The sequence below is a fragment of the Rhizobium sp. 16-488-2b genome (assembly GCF_017741815.1).
Taxonomy (GTDB): domain Bacteria; phylum Pseudomonadota; class Alphaproteobacteria; order Rhizobiales; family Rhizobiaceae; genus Rhizobium.
This window is the reverse complement of the sequence record NZ_JAGHMF010000045.1, coordinates 52377-72487: the sequence shown is the minus strand read 5'-3', so window position 1 is coordinate 72487 and position 20111 is coordinate 52377. Positions and strand designations below refer to the sequence as shown.

The window sequence follows — 20111 nt, the reverse complement described above, 5'->3', positions numbered from 1 at the left end:
CTGTGTGGTGGCCCGACCTATCCCTTGAGACAGGTCAGGAGGCTCTCGAAGCAAAAGAGACGGTGGTGTCGGTCAATGCGTGACGGCCGGTCTGCAGTTGAAATACCGCGCGATGCGCCTTTGCCGAGAGCTGAGGCATAGCTGTCCAATACGCATCAGACTTCCCTCGCCTCATGTCGGCGAGGTGAACTTGTGCAATAGCACGAGTCACCCACCCAGGCGCATCCGCCGGGGTGGGTTGTTGTGTCGGGATTATTTACCCATTGTCAGAACGATGCGAAAACGGGGCTTGCCGTGCATCATCTTGTTGTAAGCTTCAACTGCCTGCTCCAACGGGATTTCCTCGATCATCGCGGAAATCCCGAAGAGCGAACTGAAGCGAAGCGTTGTGTCGCCCGTAGCTGGGTCCCCGGTGAGGGCCCCCTCGACGGAACGCTCTTTCAGGAAAAGGTCGCCGGCGCCTAATTCTATTGGTTCGGCTGTCGCACCGATGACGATGGTTTTTCCGCGTGCCTTTAGCCCGTTGACTGAATCTGCCACTCCCTTGCCACCAGAAGCGGTCGCCAGCACTAGGTCCGCGCCACCAAGCCGCTGCAGCGCGTCAGCCACCGGCTCGACGGTGCTGTCGATATAGTGGTGGGCGCCCAACTTGATCGCGAGCTCGCCCACGGCCGGACCGCGTCCGATCGCTACCACCTCGAACCCCATGCCGCGTGCGTATTGAACTGCGAGGTGACCAAGACCACCGATGCCGATGATAGCAACGACATCTCCGGCTTTGGCACCGGAGTTTCTCAGGGCGCTGAACGTTGTGAGCCCAGCGCAAAGTAGAGGCGCTGCCTCCACGTCGGTTAGGTCATCTGGGATCGACATCAACCCCGATGCCTTGGCTACCATCCATTCGGCATAGCCACCGTCGTGGTGGACGCCGGTGAATTCTTGGTTCTTGCAGTTCACAAGATGTCCAGAACGGCATTCGGAACAATGTCCGCAGCTGCCCGCGAGAAAGCCGACGCCAACTCTCTGGCCGACGTTCCAGCCTTCGACGCCTGCACCTAAGCTTTCAATCTTTCCAACAACCTCATGCCCTGGGACCCGAGGCCAGCTAATCGGAAAGACGCCTTCGACAGTTGCGGCATCCGAATGGCACACGCCGCAGGCTTCGATCTTGATACGGACATGGCCGGGGCCGGGTGCCTGCATCGGCTTCCTGGTGAGTTCGAGCTTACCAGGCGAGACGGCCTGGACGGCGAGGTAGGTATCTGTCGTGTCGGTCATGGCGCGCTCCCTGGCCTTGTTTGGATTTGCTATTCGACTGTCGCAGGTGCCCAGCACCGATTCTTGTAAGATCGGGTCGTGTCGCGGAGGGGGGAGTGGGGCGAGGACCGTCCAGACGATTAGTTCGCCTAAACGGTCCCGTCCTTTACTTCAGCACAATGTCGGAGAGATCGATGGAAACCACGAGGGGCTCCGCCATCGCGTGACCGTCCGCTTGCCTCGGGAAGATGCGGCGGTGCGTTGGGATCATAATCCCTTGTACATCCGTGTACCCACTGATGTAGTGCGCGCCCGGAGTGCCTCCGGCGATCTCGACGTCGTAATCGTGCCTCTTGAGCAGGCCCGCGTCATCGAAGTAGATTGTCTGCACAGAGCTGTGGCTAACGATATCTGCCGGGAAGGTGATCTTGAGCCTGTGCCAAGTTTCCCCATTCTCAGCCCAGTCCGAAAGTTCGTCCACCACGACGCCCTCACGGGCAAGCAGGAACGGCATGTTCAAGTAGGTCCACATGGCGCAGCCGGCGAAGTACGCGAGCTGCAGCTCATTCCAGGGCGTCTCAAGCGTGTGCCCGGCAAACGAAGCGCGCGGGTCTTGGAGCTCCTCGAGGATCTGGCCCTGTGAATTGCTCAGCGCGACCCGACCGGGCTCGAATGTAGACACCTTTGCGTCTGGACCGAAAGGCGAATGGGACGCCCACTCTCGCGTGAGGTCGACGGTCACGCTGGTCTCCGACAAGGTCGAGGGCTGACCCTTGAGGGTCCACAAAGCGCCACCCTGGCTGAGCCGCGCCTTGAGGTGGGAGAACTTCTTCCATTTTTCGAGACCGCCATGGGCGTCTATGATCTTGCTGACGAGAGCGTTCATGTTGCATTCCTTCGAGTTGGTTGGTTTTTAGAGTTCGAGAAAAGTCTTCACATGCGCAACGAACCTCTCCGGCTGCTGGAAGAGCGCGCCGTGCCCAGAGTCCGGATAAAGAACCAGAGTAGCGTCCGGCATGTTCTTGAACATGGTGTAGGCATTCTCGGAGGGGAACATCGTGTCATCGCTGCCATGGACGATAAGCGTTGGGGTCGCTATCGACTTGAGCGACAGATGGTCTGGGTCCGTCCGCGCACACCACTCTATAATCGCCTTGGCCTGTGGATCGCTGACCGAGTCACCCTTGTCGGGAGCTCGATCGTGAGAACGAGCGAGCGTCCTGTCGATGAAAGCCTTTCCGGCTGCCTGGCTCCTTGCTGATGGAGTGAAGAACAGTGGAAGTCGCACGTCTGGGGCATTCTGCGCTAACGCCTTCTCGACAACCTCGAGGAGATGCTCCTCGCCACCGACGGGTGCGCTTCCGGCAACGACCATCCGTCCGATCGCCACACGCTTACGCTCAGCCATGACCTGTGCGAGGAAACCTCCAAGCGAAAAGCCCAGAAGATCGACTTCGCCGAGGCCCAGCGCGCCGATGAAACCCTCGGCGTAGTCTGCCATTCCCTCAACGTTGTCAGGCGTCGATCCGCCGGATGACCCGACGCCGGCGTTGTCGAACACAAAGACCTCGCTAACCTCGGCCAGTGAATTGACGACTGCCGGATCCCACGAATCCATCGTTCCGGTGAAGTGCTGTAAAAGGACGAGCTTTCGCGCGAAACGATGTCCGATTCGGCGATACGCCAACTCTGCCCCTTGCACCTCGACATATTCAGTCGATGCGGCTTCCAATGTGGTGGCCATTAGATAATCCTTTGCTCTTCTCGAATTTTTCTGGGGCCCTTGCCACGCCAAGCGTCGAGCTTGTTGGCGAAGGGTTTCGGAATCCGCCCTTCAGTGAGAAAGACGGACGTCTCGTCGAATGGCCGCCGGCGTGCCCCGGCGCGATCTGCCGCACGCGCGGAGATCAACCGATGTTGTTCTCTAGTTCCTGGAATTCGTCGTCGGAGAGCTGAATACGCGCAGCTGCGACGTTCTGCTCCAAATGGCTTACCTTTGAAGTTCCTGGGATCGGCAGCATCACACGGCTCCGCTTGAGCATCCAAGCCAGCGCGATCTGACCGGCTGTCGCGGCGTGGCGCTTGGCAAGCGAGTCAAGAACCCCACCTGGGCGGGCGAGGTCGCCGGCAGCCAATGGGAACCACGGGATGAACCCGATCCCGTTTCTTTCGCAATAATCGAGCACATCTTCGCTGCCGCGGTCGACGAGATTGTAGCGGTTCTGAACTGTCGCGACTTTGAAATACTGGGAAGCGACCTCGATCTCTTCAACGGAAACCTCGCTGAGGCCGGCATTCGCAATTACGCCCTCATCGAGGAGTTGCCGTACGGCGGCGAACTGATCCTGCATAGGCACGCGTGGATCGACCCTGTGCAGCTGCCAAAGGCCGATCTGCTTGACGCCAAGCTTCTTAAGGCTGCCCTTTGCACGCTCGATCAAATATTCGGGTCGACCGTGAGGCATCCACTGGTCCGGACCAGGACGGCGCAGGCCGGCCTTCGTGGCAACGAGAATGTCGTCGCGGCCCGCCAAGGCCTCACCGATTAACTCCTCGGCGACGTCTGGGCCGTAGGAATCTGCGGTGTCGATAAAATTTACCCCTAGTTCGGCTGCGCGGCGTACCGTGGCCAGCGCTTCGGCGCGATCCGCGGGGGGACCCCAGATGCCGCGACCCGTGAGGCGCATTGAGCCGAACCCCAGCCTGTTGACGACGAAATCGCCGATCCTGAAAGTTCCGGAGTAGCTTGCGATCGTCTTGAGGTTGTCCATTTTCTAACTCCCTTTCGGCGGCCGTCCTCGACTTCCGCGTTCATTTGTCAGCGTGGAGCGGCTCGTCAGTCGCCGTGTGGGAGCAAACTAGGACGATGATGTTCGACATTATTGTATGATCATGCACGAGAGCTTTCGGCAGGCCTCTATACCTAGAGCTAGGTGGACGGGAGCTAGGCGTCTGATAAGGTCGCGCGCACGTTCGTTATTTCGCGAACTGGATGCCCGAAGATTTGGATCTCGATTTCCCGGTCCGTGCGTTCGTCTGTAGAGTCGTTAGCCGCGTTGGGATAAGAAGCCCCTGAATGCTTTGTATCATCCGTATTCCGCAAAGCTATCATGGGTAGAGTTCCAAAGAGGCCGTTGGAGCCACGGAAATTGCTAACGATCGCAATAGTTGAGGACGATGACGGGGTCAGGCTTGCGTATGCAGACCTGATGTCGTCGTACGGATACGAGGTGAAGGCCTTTGGATCGGCCGAAGCGTTCATCGACTCGGAGTGTCACGACGAAGTCAAATGCCTCGTCCTGGATCAACGCCTGCCGGGAATGAGCGGTTTGGAGCTCCAGGCCCTACTGCAGCGACAGCGCATCACGCTTCCAATCGTTTTTGTCACCTCGCACGACGACGACGTCACGAGGATGAAAGCGCTCGAGAACGGGGCGGTCCATTTTCTCAATAAACCTATCGACGCGGATGAACTTGTACGATGTGTGGCGGACGCACAAAGCACACGAGGGTAATCTGACAAAGGCCCTCGCTCCGTGTGACGGGTAGCACAGACGGGCAGGCTAACGCTCGCCGGTTCAGTCGGCTTACCCCTTCATCAAAGAAATTCAAAATAATCCAGAGTGGGACAAAGCATGCAGATCCGTCTTGACGAGATAATTGTTGAAAATTTTAAGCGGATCGAGACGCTATCAATTGACTTGAAGCCTATCACTGCTCTCGTTGGTGGCAATACCAGCGGCAAGAGCAGCGCGCTTCAAGCAGCTCAGCTTGGCGTCTCCGTGCTGCAAGCAGCTTTTCGCGGCACTAACGGCGGCTCGGCGACCTTCGGCGCGACAGTTTCGAATGACTCGGTGCTCTTTCGCCCGACCGCTCAACTTTTGGACCTGCGCCGGGGCGACAGGGCCACTCAAAATCTCGGATACTCGATCACCTACCGAGGCGTCGACGTCGACACTGGAGACAGTAAAGAGCTGAAGGTCGAGATACGCCGGGGAAAAAACGCCAACATCTCGTTGACACGCGAGGGCGACAACGACCTTGCAGCAGTGCTCGCGGATGGGGATCGCCCGTTCTCGATCTTCACGCCTGGTCTTTCAGGGATTCCGATGAGAGAAGAGTGGCGAACGAAGGGTGCTATGGACGCAGCCGTGATGCACGGCGACGCGAACCTATACCTGCGAACTGTGCTCGACCATCTGTTCACGAGAGATTTGGACGAAATGGCAAAGGGCGTCTGGCGGAACGGCCGCGACATCGGCCTCCTCCCTGCCAGCGGATGGAAAACGTTTTCGACGCTGCTTGACCGCTGCTACCCAGGCACCAGAGTTATCGTTGAACATGATCCCCAACACGACAGATATGTCAGAGTCGATGTCGTGACCCCTGATGCCAGGGTGACATTGGATATGGCATCGACCGGGATTCTCCAGGTGATCCAGATAATAGCGTACGCCTGCTTTTACGCGCCGCCGCTTCTGTTACTTGACGAGCCCGACGCTCACCTCCACGCCGATAGTCAGTCCCGCCTCTACGAAGCGCTGAGAGGTGTCGCCGCCGAGACTAACACCCGAATTCTGTTCGCCAGCCATTCGCCTCAATTGATCCAGAGACTGATGTATGATTCCGACGCTGCGGTTGTCTGGATGAGCGACGGTGCAAAGGTCCCTGTCGATGAAACGAAGCGACCTGCAATCCCAGTGCTGATGACCCTCGGGGCATTGTCTGCAGGCGCAGATGCATTCGACGCCGCCCGGCCAGTCATCTTGATGACAGAAGACAAGGTAACGAGACCGGTAACTGCCCTGGCCAAGGCGAACGGCGCACCAGAAAACCTCGCGGTCATTTCCTACAACGGCTGCGGCAATCTACCGGCTGCCCGGCTCCTTGCAAACATGATCACCGACATGCGCCCCGATGCTCGCATCGTTCTACATCGTGATCGGGACTTTCGCACAGCACCTGAGATGCAGTTCGAACTGTCGACTGCGGCAGCGGAGAGACAACGCAATGGCGTGACACGCGTGACAGAGGTCTTCACGCCTCTCAACGACGTGGAACATTCGTTCGCGCAGGCCGCGCACCTCAAGATGGCGTTCGACAGCATCGATCCGGACCTTGTCGACGCCGCCATTGCAGACGAAACTGCGATCCGTCGTGACAGTTTGGTCAACGCTGCCCGTGTGGCACGCCAGCAAATCCAATCGACTTTGTACGACAGCGCTAGAAAGCGCGGGAAGCAGGAATGGAACGCATCTGGCATGCCTGCTGCCGCTCCTGCGATAACCGGGTTTATTCCCTTGAATGGTTTGACACCCGTGTCATTCGAACATTCGCACGGAAAGATGCTCATGGACGGCATCCGTCCAAGAATGCACCAGCTCGCTGGCGGGTCGACCCAGGCCTCCGACGCGCGAGTGTATTCGATCACGGAGCATTTGCGCACACCGGAATGGAGCTCAGCGTTTGATCCTCAACTAGGAGGATGACGACGGCGCTTGTTCGATACATCGGTCTGACCTCAATGGCCTGAGCCGACAACGGAAAATGAGGTCACAGTCGAGCGGGTCATCTCCCTTCTCGACAAGATTTCCTTAGGCGCCGAGCAAGGAGGGTGGATGGTACAATCGATGTGAGGCTGCTCGTCGGAAGATGACCTCGTATCTACCGAGGAGAGCTTTCGCCCTCCGGAGACTCCAAGCGATGGATACCAAAGCGCCAGCATCTCGCAAAAGGAACCTCAATGACCAAAAAACCATTGCCCATCGCCTACCGTGATCCAGAGAATCCCGCACTGCCCAAGACCGACGTCGAGGTCGATATCGCGCGGACGGCGCTGGTCATCACCGATCCGCAGATCGACTTCCTTAGCCCTAAGGGCGCTGGCTGGGGCGCGTTCGGTGAAAGCATCAGCGAACACAATACGGTCGAGAACATCGGCAAGCTTTTTGAAGCGTCGAAGAAGGCCGGCATTGAGGTGGTCATTTCGCCCCACTACTACTATCCGTTCGATCACCGCTGGGATTTCGCTGCCACGGGCGAGACGCTCATGCACAAACTACGGATGTTCGACCGCCGCGACCCGCTTTCGCTGGAAGGTTTCGACAACTCCGGCGCCGATTGGATGCCCGAGTACAAGCAGTACATCGAGGATGGCAAAACCATTGTGGCATCGCCGCACAAGATTGCGGGTCCACAGACCAACGATGTCGTCTTTCAGCTGCGGAAGAAGCGGGTCGACAAAGTCATCCTCGCGGGCATGGCGGCGAACTTCTGCGTCGAGTCCCATCTGCGAGACTTCGTCGAGAAAGGATTCGAGGTTGCTGTTGTCCGAGACGCCACTGCCGGAAGCAAACTTCCAGAGGGCGATGCCTATCTCGCGGCTCTGGTAAACTTCCGTTGGTTCGCCAACGCTTTGTGGACGACGGAAGAGGCGGCCGATCGGCTTGCCCAGGCGGCCGCCACCCGCGCTGTACCGCTGGCCAGCTGAAGGCCTCGTGCCAAAGTGCGTGAATAGGAATCGAATTTCTACGGCGGCGGAAACTTCCCGCCGCTTTTCTGTATGCGCATGCCGACATCGGCAGACCTCCACATGCCATCATTCGCAGACAGCCGCTCCCCAAACACTGAAGTTCTCAAAAGTCGCGGCGCTAGTTGAGCGAACTGTCCTGTAAAGCAGGGGCATGCACCTCAGCAGGCCTGCCATCTGGAACGGTTCTCGCCACGAAGACCGCTATCAAAAGCAGCGCCAGTCTCCATGCAATCGCGCGCAAGAGTGCCTCAGAAGCGTCCATCTATCGTCCCTCCCTGGAAAATTTCGATGATAGGTTCCTCGAGTGGGCGACTTTGCACAATGCGGGAGATACAACGTGGCCCTTAGGTAAATCCGAAGGGTCCTCAGGGGGGAACGATGCGCTTCGATTTGGTTGATCTACGTCTGTTCCTCCATGTCGTTGACGCGGAGAGCATAACCCAAGGAGCTGAAAAAGCGGGAATGGCGTTGCCGTCTGCGAGCGCCAGGATAAGGGGTATGGAAGAGGCCAGCGGCGTGCTGCTTCTCGATCGGGGCCCGCGAGGTGTTCGAGCAACCGGCGCTGGGGAAGCGCTCGTCCATCATGCCAGGATCGTTCTTGGACAGATGGAGCAGATGCGGGGAGATCTGCAACTTTACGCCCGCGGACTTCGAGGTCGAGTAACGCTGTTTTCCGGTCGTGCCGCTATGGCTCACCTTCCCGAAATTCTACGTGGATTTTTGGCCGACCACCCCACCATCGACATAGACTTGGAGGAACGGCAGAGCGTCGATGTCATTGCAGCGGTGGCGGGCGCCCACGCTGACATCGGCATTGCGGCAGATACGGCCGATACCGGGACGCTGGAAACCTGGCCTTTCGAGACAGATCGTCTCGTGCTCGTCGTACCGGGCGACCATCGGTTCGCAGAACGGGGGAGCGTCAGGTTTAGCGAAGTCCTGGACGAGCCTTTCGTCGGTCTTCCTGCTGAGAGCGCGCTTCAAGGGCATCTCGCATCGCACGCTGCAAGGGAGGGGAAACCATTCAAGCTGCGCGTTCGACTCGATAGTTTTGAAGATATCTGCGCGATGACCAGCAGCGGTATCGGGTTGTCGATAGTGCCCGAGGTCTATGCGTTGCGATATCAGGCCGAAATGGCATTCAAGACCGTCGCACTATCAGACGGTTGGGCGCTGCGCCACCTCCTCGTCTGTGCGCGTAGTTTCTCCGCGCTGCCCGTCCACGCCCGTGATCTGGTACGGTATCTGACGTCCAAGGACCCGAAGCTGGATTGCTAGCGACGAGTCCTACTGAGTACGGGGGGCCGGCGGCGGGCAAGCCGTCATCCCCGCCCTCGAGGGCGGGGGAACTTAGGCGTCGACGACACTGAACCTCGCGGTGCGTTGTACAGCGTCGTTCTCCTGGTTTCTCTCGTTAATTCGTAGCGCCGACAAAACCGTCGGGCGTTCGAATTGTCGAGACGAAACCTACTCGGCAGCGCTGTTGAGGGCGAAGCCGAGCGCACGGGCGATCCCCGCTCCATATGCTGGGTCGGCCTTTGTACAGTTGAGGATGTGACGCTCCTGGACTTTGACGGAAGTGCCCGCCATAGCCCGAGCAGTGTTCTCAAAAAGCGCGGTCCTCTGTTGGGCAGACATCGCTCGGAAGAGGTTGCCAGGCTGCTCGTAATGATCCTCGTCGATCCGGTGGTCCCAGTGGGCAGCCGTGCCTTCCAAGGCCAGTGGAGGCTCGCGGAAGTCTGGCTGCTCGGCCCACTGGTCAGCCGAGTTGGGCACGTACGAAGTCGTTGCGCCATGGTTGCCGTCAATTCGCATCGCGCCGTCACGGTGATACGAATGGACTGGGCATTTCGGAGCGTTTACCGGGATCTGATGATGGTTCACACCGAGGCGGTAACGGGCGGCGTCACCGTAGGAGAACAGACGCGCCTGCAGCATCTTGTCCGGCGAAAAACTGATCCCCGGCACTATGTTGGCGGGAGTGAAGGAGGCTTGCTCGACCTCGGCAAAGAAGTTCTCAGGGTTGCGGTTGAGTTCGAAATAGCCCACCTCGTGCAACGGATAATCCGCATGTGGCCAGACCTTGGTCAAGTCGAAGGGGTTGTGCCGATGCGAGGCCGCCTGCTTCTCGCTCATCACCTGAATGTACATCTTCCACCGTGGGAATTCCCCGCGCTCGATGCTCTCGAATAGATCGCGCTGGTGGCTTTCTCGGTCGGCCCCGATTAGTGCAGTGGCTTCCGCGTCCGAGAGATTCTGGATCGACTGCTGCGTCTTGAAGGTGAACTTTACCCACGTCCGTTCATTCTCTGCGTTGATGAAGCTGTAGGTATGCGATCCGAACCCGTGCATGTGCCTGAAGCTTTGCGGAATACCGCGCTCAGACATGACGATCGTGACTTGGTGCAGCGCCTCCGGAAGAAGCGTCCAGAAGTCCCAGTTGTTTTCGGCGCTTCGCATCCCGGTACGTGGGTCGCGCTTTATGGCGTGGTTCAGGTCGGGGAAACGGAGCGGATCACGGAAGAAGAAAACGGGAGTGTTGTTGCCAACGAGGTCCCAGTTGCCCTGTTCGGTGTAGAATTTCATTGCAAAGCCGCGGATGTCGCGTTCGGCGTCGGCCGCACCACGCTCGCCGGCAACCGTCGAAAACCGGACGAACATTGGTGTCTGCTTGCCAATTTCGGAGAAAACCGCGGCTTTCGTATACTGCCGAATATTATGGGTGACGGTGAAGGTTCCGTGCGCACCGGCGCCTTTGGCATGCATGCGCCGTTCTGGAATGACCTCACGATCGAAATGGGCGAGCTTCTCGATCAGCCATACGTCCTGCAATAGGGCCGGGCCGCGGCGGCCCGCTGTTTCGATATTGAAATTATCGACCACGGGCGCGCCTGCGGCGGTCGTAAGGCTTTTCTCAGTCATAGCGCTCTCCATTGGGTGAAAGTGGATGATCAGTCGGCGGGTAGTATGGTGATCATCCAGGATTTCTGCGGATTTAAGCGCATCGAGAACTTGCTTCTTGTAAATCTCGACACCTGCGGGGGAGGGTGCGTTGGCCGTTGCAGGCAACCTGGCCGGGGGCGCGCGACGCGTGACCGGCAGCACATCTAAAGCCAACCGCTCCTGCGAAACCGAAGGTAAAGGAGCGTGCATAATACAGCGACGACGCTCAGCACGACATAGTACCCGTATTCCGTCTTCAGCTCCGGCATGTTCTTGAAATTCATACCGTAGATCCCGGCGATTGCCGTCGGTACCGCTAGAATTGCCGCCCAGGAAGCCAGTTGCCGGGTAATTGCGCCCTGGCGTTGCTGCTCAAGAAGGCTTGAGGCTTCAAACACCGAGGTCATTATCTCTCGCAGCCCTCCGACAAGGCCCTCGACGCGTCTGATATGGTCGTGAACGTCACTAAAGAACGGACGGGCGTTGATGTTGACGCACGGTAGGTCCAGGTGGGTGAGCTTCCCGGCGAGCTCACCCATTGGACCGAGTACTCGCTGGAACTTGATCACTTGGCGTCTCATCCGGAAGATGCGCCTGATCTGGTCAGGATCGAGCAACGAGGAAAGGATATGCTTTTCGAGTTCCAAAACCCGGTCCTCGATCGTCTCCATGATAGGAAGGTAGCCATCGACCGCGAAATCGATGATGCCGTGCAGCACATAGTCCGGACCGTGCGAAAGAAGCTGAGGCGACTGCTCGAGTTGTTCACGCAGTGACCGATGAGATTTTTCGGGGCCATGTCGGACCGAGATGACATGCCCCTTGCCGACGAAGATGCACACTTCGCCATAGGCAATCCGGTCGCCCTCGAGGTAGGTGGTCTTGACCACGACGAATAGCTGATCACCGTAGACGTCGATCTTGGGCACCTGCTTGCCAGCAAAAGCATCCTCTACTGCAAGGGGATGAAGAGCAAACATCGTCTTTAAGGCTTCGAGCTCATCCGGCGTCGGTGAAGAGAGCGCAATCCAAACGAACTCGCCGTTTACCGACTTAAAGCTTGTGGAATTGAGCAGGACCTCGTCTGCTCGCTTGCCATTACGGTAGGTGTAGGATGCCAGGATGGTCATAGATAGTCTATGGAACGGAAGCGATCTCTGCCGGTCGAATGTGCGCTCGGCAGCTCGGGACATCGTTAAGGGGATTGCCGTCATCAGTATTTGACGATCGCATCGTCCTATTCGTCGTACGGTTCAGCCGACAACATAGATGCGTACCCGTTTCGTACAAGACTGTGCGTCCCTTTCATCCCATAGGCTTGGAAAGGGCTCTGTGTGCGTTGAGCTTCTTCGACTTGCACCTCGCGGGTCCAGATGGCTATTGGGAAATGATGGGTCATCCAGATGGGCAGTGCCGCGCGGGCATTTTCTTCGCAATGGAGATAGGTACAGCTCGTAATCGCTGCTATTAGTGCCACAACTAGAGTCAGCTGCGCCCGAGAGGCGCGGCCCCAGGGCGAACGGATGTCATCTCAGATCGAATTCCCCAGTCAACCCGAAGATCGTGAAACGTTGATCGTCGACGCCGAGGGTCGACAAAAGTTCGCCGAGGCATTGGCGAACGCCGTGTCCAGCCTGGCTTCCGCGGATCTTCCGGCATCGCAGCGAGATATTCTAGCTGCATTGACGCTGGCGAACACCAGGGTTGAAAGGGCCGCGGTCTGCTGCCTGCAAATAGACTGGCATCTTCGTAGATCGGAGGTCCCGGAAAGCGTTTCCGTTGCTCTGTCCTGCCTGAGCGAATTCGGTCTGGTAATCCCATTGCGGCCAGATCAGCTTGAACTGGAGGCCGCCACCATCAGCGTGTGGGAGCGACTGTATGGAAGGTCGGTAGAAGAGCTCGTCTATCTCCCCAAGATGGAGAACCCCGAGGTGGAGGCGGTAATCAGCGTCCTCTCTGCCATGACGAATTCCGCGCAACTGACTGACGAAAGACTGCTGGGCGTCACGCTCAGCCACATGGTCAACCTGACTTTTGACCATGGCATCACGAAAGCGGCCGTACTGGCTTTCGGTCTGTTCGGCTTTTTTCTCAGCAACCACTTCGGTCGCTACCAGGATGGCCTGAAGTTTTGTGAGGCTGCGCGAAGCCTCGTGAACCTTCACGGCTTCCGTGAGCACGAAGTCAAGGCGATCAGCTACATCGAACTTGTAGCGGTATGGGCCCGTCCCTTGCGAACGGTCATGGAACTGACCAAGTCGTGCATCGCGGCAGCGGCTACGAGCCACGATATCCCGTATTCCTGCTACGCCCACGTGCGCATTATCGCCTACATGTTAGCTCAAGGAGATGGCCTTCGTAACGTATCGAAGGAACTCGACAACTCCGTGCGCTTCGTCGAAAAAGCGAGCTTCGCCGCGCCGCTGATGGCGCTCCACTCACAGAGGGCTTTCGTCTCCACGATGATGTTCGGGAGAGGGACCTCAGATGTGTTCGATAACAGTGGGTTCGATGTTCGCAGCTTCGAAGCCCGGTTCGTGCCAGAACAGACCCCGACCTACATCTGCTTCTACTGGATACTGAAGGCTCAAGCTTCATATACCTACGGTGATTTCGCTGGGGCAGTGGATGCGGTAAGCCGCATTTCAGATCTTGTCTGGTCATGCACGGGACACCTGCAACTCGTCGGTTTCCATTTCTTCTCAGCGCTAGCTCTCGCAGCGATGTACGATCACGGTTCTGAGGCGGACCGGGCCGTCATCGTGGGACATGTCGATTGGCTCGCCCGTTGGGCTGATACGTGCCCCGAAACCTTTAAGAGCAAGCATTTACTTGGCCTAGCTGAGATCGCTCGCATCGATGGAGATGCGAAGAGAGCTGAGCGTTTCTACGAGCAGGCAATCGATGCTGCGGCGCGGTTCGGATTGCTGGCGGACGAGGCACTAGCATGCGAAGTGGCCGCGCGGTTCTATCACGCATCCGGCATGGAGCAGTCGGCAAAATCCCACCTACTGAGGGCAAGAGATTGCTACCTCCGATGGGACGCCAAAGGCAAAGTTGCGCAGCTTGAAGGTGCCTATCCAGACCTCTTGGCCAGCAAAGTCCAGAACCGGCCGCCAATAGCCGGCGAGCGCGGTCGGTTAGAAACAGTTCTCGAGATTTCGCAGAGCATGTCCTCAACAATCGGCTATGGTCCTCTACTCGAGGTCATCCTCAAAATGGCGATGGATTTATCTGGAGCGGAACGGGCGACGTTGATCGATGTGGACAACCACGACGTCTCGACCACCGCTACCGCATCCCGCCACGACGACCAAGTAACTCTCGTTGTCGAGCGCAAGCAGGATAGTGGGCAAGAGTTCTCCAGAGCCGCTATTCTCGAGGTAACCCGGACGCTCGAGCCCGTGAACGCAGCGGATGGCGCACCTGCTGGGACTGCTGACCAGGGGAATGGTCTTCGCCAACATGGTGGACACTTTTTCCCGCTCGTGAAGAAATCGCGACTAATCGGCATTCTCCATCTTTCGAGCGTACGGAAGGAAGAAAATTCTATTGCCACCCTAATGGCCATCGCGCCACATGCCGCGATCGCGCTCGATAATGCAAAGCTGTTCGCGGAACTGGAGATGGAGAAAGCCAATCTGGCCGAGCGCGAGCACGAGTTCCGGATGGCGAACGATACCATGCCCTCAATGACTTGGAGTGCCGACGCCAACGGCGCCAATGAATGGTTCAACAAGGAATGGTACGAATATACCGGGCTCACTCCCGAGCAAGCTTGCAACGGCGGCTGGAAGTATGTGTTTCATCCGGACGACCGCGCTGAATCCGCAGCCACATGGCATCGGATCGTTACCAAGCGCGAGGTAAGCGGGCTTGAAGCACGCAAGCGCCGGCATGATGGCGAGTACCGCTGGTTCATCGTACGAGCGAAGCCTCATTGCGACGCCACGGGGCGGATCGTGAGGTGCTATGGCGCCGAAAGTGATATCGACGACCTGAAGAGAGCTGAAATCCTTCTGGCGGGGGAGAAGCGGTCCTTCGAGATGATGACGACCGAGCAACCGCTTTCGACAATTCTGGATTCCCTTTCCCAGACGCTTTTTGTGCTCACAGACGCTTCGTTCGTAACGATAATGCTCCAAGACGAAGAGGGACGCACACTACAGCCCGGTGGCGGACATAAGCTGCCAGAAGGTTTCAGTGAGGCAGTGTGTGGAATTCCCGTCGGTCCGGAGTTCGGCTCTTGCGGAACAGCAGCCTTTCGGCAAGAGCCTGTGTGGGTCGACAATGTCGACACCGACCCACGTTGGGATTGCGCGCGAGATCTGGTCGAGCGTTTTGGCTTTAAGGCTTGCTGGTCTACTCCAATTATGTCTGGCCGCGGGTCGGTATTCGGCACGATTGCCGTCTACTCGAACACCCCCCGCTCAGTGGGTGATCGCGAGCGGCAGGCCATTGACCGCTTCACCCAGCTCGCGAGCTTCGTCCTAGAACGCAAGCTGTCCGAGGACGCGCTCAAGAAGAGCGAGGCCATGCTGGCGGAAGGGCAGCGTATTTCCCGCACGGGTAGCTGGGCGTGGAACGTGTCGACCGACAAGCTCGAATGGTCCGAGGAGCATGGCAACATCTTCGGATACCACGTCTCAGAGGTCGGAGGAACGATCGACGACATGCTCGCGAGAATGCGGCCTGAAGAAGCTGCGATCGTCAAGAATTCGATGAAGGAAGCGGTTGCCGAAAAAAGAGATTTCCAGTTCGAGTACCAGGCGACGCTACCGGACGGAAATATCATCCAGCTACTCTCCACCGGGCGTGCCGTGATCGGGGCTTCAGGTGACGTGACAGGTTATGTCGGAACGACGATGGACATAACCGAGCGCAAGAGGGTCGAATCCGAGCTCCTCAGAAGTGCGGCACACTTGAGAGAGGTCCAAGCGGAACTCGAACATGTCGCCCGCGCGACAACGATGGGTGAACTTGCAGCCTCGATCGCGCACGAGGTCAACCAGCCGCTGACAGGAATCGTCGCAAGCGGCGGCGCCGCGCTACGTTGGCTGTCGAAGGCGACACCAGATGTGATCAAGGCTCGAGAGAGCCTCAAAAACGTGATAGACGACGGCAGGCGTGCCAGCGAGATCGTCACAAGAATTCGCAAGATGTTTCGGAAGGAGATGGCTTCGGTCGAGCCGATCGCCATAGCCGAGCTAGTTGGCGATGTCGTTTCGCTCACACGTGGAGAGCTTCAGAAGAACAAGGTCGCTTTAAAACTGGAAATTCCCGACGATACTCCGGCAGTGCCAGTGGACCGCGTCCAGTTGCAACAGGTCTTCGTAAACCTCATTCTCAATGCGCTCGAAGCGATGAGCGGGATCGCGGACACGGATAGAACACTCAACATCGACGTTGCCTCCGACGGAGAATTCATGACCGTCGGGCTGACCGACAACGGGCCTGGGGTCTCTTTGAACCGTGCGGAGAACATTTTCCGGCCCTTCGAAACTTCGAAGGTCAACGGGATGGGTATGGGGCTTTCGATATGCCGCACCATCATTGAAAGCCACGGCGGTCAAATGCGTCTGGCGCGGGCAGGGGTGCCAGGCTGCCGCATCGAGTTCACACTGCCGATCAAGGCTGCCTAGGTGTGTGGTGATGTCCCTGTCTCGAAGCGTTTGAGCATTCGCTGAAGCGAGCGGCGGTCTAGTTGCAGCTTGCGGGCGGCGTCTGAGACGTTCGAGCCACTGATCCTCATGACCTCCTCGACATGCTCTCGCCGGATTCGGTCTGGTGCCTCAATCCGGCAGTCGTGCGGAATTCTGTCGGTTCCGAAGAGCAGGATGCTAATCAGGAAATCTTGGTCGGTAGACTTGGGCACGAAATCGCTCGCCCCAGGTTTTGTTGCGGCAACCGCAGTTGGGATACCTGCAAACCAGGTATGCACCACGATTTTCGTTGATGGCAGATGGCTCGCAATCCAGCGAACGAGTGTCATTCCGGAACCATCGGGAAATCGCAGTTCGGACAGAACGAAATCGGGACACGTGGTCGCACACGCTACGCAGACAATGCGCTCATTGGAGGCCCAGGTCCAAACCGAGCATTCTGCTCAGGTAGAAGGCGATGAGCCCCACGCTTACGAGCAATACCACGAACGCTCCAGCCATCTTCCAGCCCGAGCGCAGCGCCGCGCCCCTTTGGGACTTATTTAGCTGGTCGTAGTGCCACTTTATCGCGAAGTACATCCCGGTACCCAGCGCAAGAATCTTGAACGTAAAGAAGACTATCGGAAACCATTCCATGTTAATCGTCCTCAAGTGCAGCACCAATCGTGATAAAATCCGATATTAGATCGCGTGTGCTTATGATGTTGGAATAATTGAAATATGGGCGCTGGAGCGATTGGTGACTTGTATGATTGAGGTGCGGCAGGAGCACCAATTGCCAACTGGGCACTCGGCCATCCGAGTGCATCCGGAACGAAACAATGACAAGCGCGGTGTCGCGGAAGGCGCGGCGCCGTCTCAGTGCTGTCCGGCGTTGACGTCTTGACGATTGACGTCCGTGTAGAACGGCGTCTCGGCTTGGACGTAAACCCTGGCGGAGATCGGCGCAGGTGCCAGGATGGCGGCCCCCACGGCAAGGTAAGCAACAATTGCGATCATGGCGCTGCCGATCACCAGTAGCGGAAAGCCAGTCGCGTAGTTCTCTTTGTTTTCTCTCTGGGTATATCTCGACATGGATGACCCCTTTCTGAAGAGAAAATCTATGCAAACCAAGGACCCGGTGATTGTAAAATTTGACCGCAAAGAGTGCCGGCAGAACTGGGCTGTTCTGTTCTCTTCGTTGTTCACGCACGTAGAAAATCATGTACGCCACGTGTTCGCCCGTCCCATGATATCACGGGTATTCGTCACGAATGGTTGAAACTAGATCTCAACCATGGCGACGACTGGTAGTTCAGGAAACTATTCCTGGCACGCGACCAACCCCTGGATCGCGTGACTGAAGCGGCAGCCGGCGGGAACATCCCACCTCCGCCGAAAGACCATGAAGCGGTGCTCCGCTCCGCCCGGTCGACGTCTTGGGTCGCCTTCCGGGTCGAGGCCTTCGCCCCGACGATCCTTGCGCTGCAAGCGCCTTCTTGTGGTACTCTTTGTTCAGTCCGTTCCACTCCGTCCATACATGCCTCGAACCATTCCTCACGGGTAGGTCGAGGGTGACATGGACAGAGCCGTTCGTCGGCACCGTGACGGTGCCATCGTTGGAACGGGGTAGCCTCTCGGAGCAGCCCATCGCCCGGCGGGCGATGGTAACGGATGCGGCCTCGTGGACGCTCAGGCCGTAGCGGCGAGCAAACTTCACGCGACCAATGATGGAGGTATAGGCCGGATTGACCCGGCGATGACCGACGCCTCGGCGCACGCAGGCGGATGCCAGCGCGGCGTCGAATGATGAATAGGCGAAAGACGATAGCATGCGGGCGTAGCGCGCATCGTTCGAATCCTTCAGCGCCGTCTTCTTCTTCGAGAAGTCGAGCTTCTCGCTGACGACCGGAACGTTGAAACGCTCGGCGATAGCTAAAACCTCGGCAGCCACTTTGCGAACTGTATCCCGCGCCTGGTCGCTTGTCTTGCCGTAGGTCACGCATGGGATGTTGAAGGATTCGACAGGGTTTCCTGCAGCATCGACGACGGAGACGGACACGTGGCCGGCGTTGAGGTCGACGCCAAGAGCACCGCCGGAGAAGTCCACGGCCTTAAGTTCCGAGCGATCGTCGACGGAGACGTAGACTTTCCACGACTTCTCGTCGCGCAGGAATTTCACCGTCACGGGCCGACCGGCATCAATGGCGCGCTGGATGACCGAATTGCCGTGATTGAACGACAAGTTGGCAAAATCGACGCAAGATACGAGAGAACCAGCGAAAACGAAGGAGCGCGTCGCCCGTTGCGCAAGTTGCTTCGGCAGCCGCAGTTCAAGATTAAAGCGACCGTCGGGGCGTCGTCGAAGGCGAGCGAACTGGTTGCCGCTCTCCTTCGAAGAGTTCCCGTCCAGCGTCATCTGTGCTGACCGCTTCGACGCCCAATCCTTGCGCCAGTCGCCGGCCTCGCTGTAGCCGTTCTCTTTCAAAGCAAACTGCGCCCGGAAAAGCTTGCGCGAACCGAAGCACAGCGCCGGCTGCGCCGCCTGCCGCAGAGCCTCGACTTTGCGATGCTCAAGGATAGCTAGGCGTCGCTTGTGCTGGTGCAGCGCCGCGCGCAGTGCATGAATGCGTAGACCGATCGATGCCGACGCCGCAGTCTTCGCGTGAAGCTCTGAGAGGCTGTGCTTCAGGGCAGACAAGTACCTTCGATGCAACGAATCCTTCGCGGCAGCGAGGTTTCTCTTGAAATGGGTGACCCTCTCGCCAAGGATTCGAAGCTCTTCCGGAAGCTTGGAGCGCTGCGTGATCGCCTTCGCGAGGGCCTTTTCCTTGCGCTTGATGTCTGTGCGCTTGCTGGCGATCTTCGACGCCAGATCCTTGGCGCGATCCGACGCCAGCTCTGCCACCGACTTGAGCTTTGCCTGAAGCTGTCGGTACGCCATATCGAGATGTATCGCCGAGAGACCGAGGTGCTGATAGAATGAGACTTTGAGATCTCCCGTCCATTCACGGCCGGCTCTAAGCTTCGCCAGCAGCAGACGCTCGGCGCGGCTCATCAGCGCCGCATATTCGTCGAGAACGACAGCGTAAGCGGGGCTATCGCCTTCGCGCAAATCCAATCTCGTTTCGAATGTCCTGATCAACCGAACGCGCCCCGCAAACCAACCCTATAGGAATGGTCCGGGCAAAATTGATCGGCCGCAAGTGCCTTCGGTAGGAATCTTTTCAGGGCGCCTTCCGCGCCGCTTCAACCATTTGTGACGAATACCCGATATCACTGTCTGAGCCACGGCATACGATCGTATGATTGCTTCTGTTGATGGCTGACAATTACAACGCCTCAAAGTCAACCGCTATTGAGGCATAATATGCACCCGGCCAACGCATTTGCACCAGTCCCAGCAAGCTCCCGCTATGTCCACTTAGCGGGACAGACGTTGCTGCGAGATTTGAATATCTTTTCCGAGGCCGAGGCCTATCCCACGTTGTCCGAGAATGTCATGTGGCGTAACCGTACTATGGTGGCATCACCGATGAACGAGCTATCGGTCAACGAGGTCATCAACGACCCACTAATCGCAATGCTCAATCAGGCGGACGGCATCGACAGTCGCGCCTTCGCTCAACTGATCCAGAGCGCCTCTAGGGTCATTGATGTACGGGGTAGCCGAGCCTAACCGGCGCCTCAGTCTCGCAACGAACGCGGCCCTTGATTGCAGATCGTAAGAATATCCC

16 protein-coding genes are annotated in these 20111 nt (G+C 57.9%); 6 read left to right on the top strand and 10 right to left on the bottom strand.

The genetic code is table 11. The features are described from left to right. Positions 1-252 precede the first annotated feature (252 nt). The 4 genes from J5286_RS30485 to J5286_RS30470 form a co-directional block, all read right to left on the bottom strand. Entirely contained in the window at positions 253-1278 is a 1026-nt protein-coding gene (locus J5286_RS30485; RefSeq protein ID WP_209193735.1) for an alcohol dehydrogenase catalytic domain-containing protein, read from the bottom strand. Positions 1279-1423: 145 nt separating this feature from the next. Further along, positions 1424-2143, bottom strand: a complete 720-nt coding sequence (locus tag J5286_RS30480) for a hypothetical protein (protein ID WP_209193734.1) — start codon at positions 2141-2143, stop codon at positions 1424-1426. A 27-nt stretch (positions 2144-2170) separates the two neighbouring features. Then, on the bottom strand, positions 2171-3001 hold the full coding sequence (locus tag J5286_RS30475) for an alpha/beta fold hydrolase (protein WP_209193733.1): 831 nt from the start codon (positions 2999-3001) through the stop codon (positions 2171-2173). A gap of 163 nt (positions 3002-3164) precedes the next feature. Next, on the bottom strand, positions 3165-4028 hold the full coding sequence (locus J5286_RS30470; RefSeq protein ID WP_209193732.1) for an aldo/keto reductase: 864 nt from the start codon (positions 4026-4028) through the stop codon (positions 3165-3167). Between the two features lie 339 nt (positions 4029-4367). Here J5286_RS30470 and J5286_RS30465 point away from each other — a divergent pair, with 339 nt between their 5' ends. The 4 genes from J5286_RS30465 (at position 4368) to J5286_RS30450 (ending at position 9067) form a co-directional block, all read left to right on the top strand. Beyond that, positions 4368-4772, top strand: coding sequence for a response regulator transcription factor (locus J5286_RS30465; RefSeq protein ID WP_209193731.1), 405 nt, complete (start codon positions 4368-4370; stop codon positions 4770-4772). Between the two features lie 120 nt (positions 4773-4892). Then, positions 4893-6746: an AAA family ATPase gene (locus tag J5286_RS30460; protein ID WP_209193730.1), complete on the top strand. Its 1854-nt coding sequence runs from the start codon at positions 4893-4895 to the stop codon at positions 6744-6746. Positions 6747-7000: 254 nt separating this feature from the next. Beyond that, on the top strand, positions 7001-7747 hold the full coding sequence (locus J5286_RS30455; protein ID WP_209193729.1) for a cysteine hydrolase family protein: 747 nt from the start codon (positions 7001-7003) through the stop codon (positions 7745-7747). A gap of 420 nt (positions 7748-8167) precedes the next feature. Then, positions 8168-9067 carry a LysR substrate-binding domain-containing protein gene (locus J5286_RS30450; RefSeq protein WP_209193728.1) on the top strand — a complete coding sequence of 300 codons (900 nt, stop codon included), beginning with the start codon at positions 8168-8170 and terminating at the stop codon, positions 9065-9067. Positions 9068-9256: 189 nt separating this feature from the next. Here the strand turns inward: J5286_RS30450 and J5286_RS30445 are convergent, their stop codons facing one another. Beyond that, entirely contained in the window at positions 9257-10711 is a 1455-nt protein-coding gene (locus J5286_RS30445) for a catalase (RefSeq protein WP_209193727.1), read from the bottom strand. Positions 10712-10896: 185 nt separating this feature from the next. Then, a complete protein-coding gene (locus J5286_RS30440; RefSeq protein ID WP_209193726.1) occupies positions 10897-11862 on the bottom strand; it encodes a magnesium and cobalt transport protein CorA in 966 nt (321 codons plus the stop codon). A gap of 393 nt (positions 11863-12255) precedes the next feature. Here J5286_RS30440 and J5286_RS30435 point away from each other — a divergent pair, with 393 nt between their 5' ends. Continuing rightward, the gene (locus tag J5286_RS30435; RefSeq protein WP_209193725.1) at positions 12256-16374 is read left to right on the top strand and encodes a PAS domain-containing protein; all 4119 of its coding nucleotides are present in this window, start codon (positions 12256-12258) and stop codon (positions 16372-16374) included. Here J5286_RS30435 and J5286_RS30430 read toward each other — a convergent pair. From J5286_RS30430 to J5286_RS30415, 4 genes are all read right to left on the bottom strand, one after another. Further along, positions 16371-16757, bottom strand: coding sequence for a response regulator transcription factor (locus J5286_RS30430; RefSeq protein WP_348529312.1), 387 nt, complete (start codon positions 16755-16757; stop codon positions 16371-16373). The genes J5286_RS30435 and J5286_RS30430 overlap by 4 nt on opposite strands. A 46-nt stretch (positions 16758-16803) precedes the next feature. Continuing rightward, on the bottom strand, positions 16804-17031 hold the full coding sequence (locus tag J5286_RS30425) for a hypothetical protein (protein ID WP_209193723.1): 228 nt from the start codon (positions 17029-17031) through the stop codon (positions 16804-16806). A 222-nt stretch (positions 17032-17253) separates the two neighbouring features. Beyond that, a complete protein-coding gene (locus J5286_RS30420; RefSeq protein WP_209193722.1) occupies positions 17254-17469 on the bottom strand; it encodes a hypothetical protein in 216 nt (71 codons plus the stop codon). Between the two features lie 220 nt (positions 17470-17689). Then, a complete protein-coding gene (locus tag J5286_RS30415) occupies positions 17690-19495 on the bottom strand; it encodes an IS200/IS605 family accessory protein TnpB-related protein (RefSeq protein ID WP_209215412.1) in 1806 nt (601 codons plus the stop codon). A 249-nt stretch (positions 19496-19744) separates the two neighbouring features. Between J5286_RS30415 and J5286_RS30410 the strand changes: the two genes are divergently transcribed. After that, positions 19745-20053, top strand: a complete 309-nt coding sequence (locus tag J5286_RS30410; RefSeq protein ID WP_209215411.1) for a hypothetical protein — start codon at positions 19745-19747, stop codon at positions 20051-20053. Positions 20054-20111: the final 58 nt, after the last annotated feature.

What these genes read in the sequence shown, in the direction of transcription:
- J5286_RS30485 (WP_209193735.1), bottom strand. Translation starts at nt 1,278, where the DNA reads ATGACCGACACGACAGATACCTACCTCGCCGTCCAGGCCGTCTCGCCT.
- J5286_RS30480 (WP_209193734.1), bottom strand. Translation starts at nt 2,143, where the DNA reads ATGAACGCTCTCGTCAGCAAGATCATAGACGCCCATGGCGGTCTCGAA.
- J5286_RS30475 (WP_209193733.1), bottom strand. Translation starts at nt 3,001, where the DNA reads ATGGCCACCACATTGGAAGCCGCATCGACTGAATATGTCGAGGTGCAA.
- J5286_RS30470 (WP_209193732.1), bottom strand. Translation starts at nt 4,028, where the DNA reads ATGGACAACCTCAAGACGATCGCAAGCTACTCCGGAACTTTCAGGATC.
- J5286_RS30465 (WP_209193731.1), top strand. Translation starts at nt 4,368, where the DNA reads ATGGGTAGAGTTCCAAAGAGGCCGTTGGAGCCACGGAAATTGCTAACG.
- J5286_RS30460 (WP_209193730.1), top strand. Translation starts at nt 4,893, where the DNA reads ATGCAGATCCGTCTTGACGAGATAATTGTTGAAAATTTTAAGCGGATC.
- J5286_RS30455 (WP_209193729.1), top strand. Translation starts at nt 7,001, where the DNA reads ATGACCAAAAAACCATTGCCCATCGCCTACCGTGATCCAGAGAATCCC.
- J5286_RS30450 (WP_209193728.1), top strand. Translation starts at nt 8,168, where the DNA reads ATGCGCTTCGATTTGGTTGATCTACGTCTGTTCCTCCATGTCGTTGAC.
- J5286_RS30445 (WP_209193727.1), bottom strand. Translation starts at nt 10,711, where the DNA reads ATGACTGAGAAAAGCCTTACGACCGCCGCAGGCGCGCCCGTGGTCGAT.
- J5286_RS30440 (WP_209193726.1), bottom strand. Translation starts at nt 11,862, where the DNA reads ATGACCATCCTGGCATCCTACACCTACCGTAATGGCAAGCGAGCAGAC.
- J5286_RS30435 (WP_209193725.1), top strand. Translation starts at nt 12,256, where the DNA reads ATGTCATCTCAGATCGAATTCCCCAGTCAACCCGAAGATCGTGAAACG.
- J5286_RS30425 (WP_209193723.1), bottom strand. Translation starts at nt 17,031, where the DNA reads ATGGAATGGTTTCCGATAGTCTTCTTTACGTTCAAGATTCTTGCGCTG.
- J5286_RS30420 (WP_209193722.1), bottom strand. Translation starts at nt 17,469, where the DNA reads ATGTCGAGATATACCCAGAGAGAAAACAAAGAGAACTACGCGACTGGC.
- J5286_RS30410 (WP_209215411.1), top strand. Translation starts at nt 19,745, where the DNA reads ATGCACCCGGCCAACGCATTTGCACCAGTCCCAGCAAGCTCCCGCTAT.